The sequence below is a fragment of the Pseudomonas sp. K5002 genome (assembly GCF_013386655.1).
Lineage (GTDB): Bacteria > Pseudomonadota > Gammaproteobacteria > Pseudomonadales > Pseudomonadaceae > Aquipseudomonas.
Genome location: NZ_JACARK010000442.1, coordinates 1662 through 2418, shown reverse-complemented (window position 1 = coordinate 2418; position 757 = coordinate 1662). Strand labels below are relative to the sequence as shown.

Annotated in this window: 1 protein-coding gene; it reads left to right on the top strand. The window is 61.7% G+C overall.

Annotated features, from left to right (window positions below; all coding sequences use genetic code 11):
* The first annotated feature begins 86 nt into the window (after positions 1-86).
* Positions 87-737: a M23 family metallopeptidase gene (locus tag HX846_RS19915; RefSeq protein WP_178965957.1), complete on the top strand. Its 651-nt coding sequence runs from the start codon at positions 87-89 to the stop codon at positions 735-737.
* Positions 738-757 lie beyond the last annotated feature (20 nt).

Genomic DNA, 757 nt, shown 5'->3' with positions numbered 1-757 from the left:
CGCCACAGGGTTAGTGTTTGGTTCACATAGCACTGTCATGATCCCTTGTTAGCCTGCCATTCAGTCGTCCCTGGCAGGCCAACCCGATGCTCGTGCGCTCACTGCTGTTGTGTGGACTGTTCGCCGTTGTCATGCCGGCGATGTCCATGACCCTCTACAAATCCATCGACGCCGACGGCGCTGTGGTCTTCAGCGACCGGTACACGCCCGGGGCACAGGCGTTTGTGTATCAGGAGCGGGTGATTCCCAAGCCTGTATATCCGTCGCAACCCGCTTCCTATCGTTATCCCTTGCCCTGGCGTGGCGGGCCGTTCCGTCTCACCCAAGGCCCCAACGGTACCTTCAGCCACTCCGAGCTCAAAAGCCGTTATGCGATGGACATTGCCATGCCTGAAGGCACGCCAATCATCGCGGCACGTGGCGGTGTCGTACTGAAAACCGAGAACGAGCAGAGCGGGCGCGGCAGCGATCCATCGGGCAATTTCGTGCGGGTGCAGCACGATGACGGCACGCAAGGCGTGTACCTGCACCTCAAGCAAGGGTCGGTCAGCGTCAGGGAAGGGCAGCGCGTGGCGGTGGGCACCCCGCTGGCGCTGTCGGGCAATACCGGCAACAGCAGCGGGCCGCATCTGCATTTTGTGGTGCAGCGCACGACGGCGTCGGGGCTGGTGTCGATTCCCTATGAATTCAACCAGCCGGTGCAGGCGTTGCCCAACTTTGCGCTGGGCACGCGGTAAGGCTTTTGTAGGAGCGAGCT

Excerpts from the sequence above, each read along its gene's own strand:
- HX846_RS19915 (WP_178965957.1), top strand. The coding sequence starts at position 87 with ATGCTCGTGCGCTCACTGCTGTTGTGTGGACTGTTCGCCGTTGTCATG.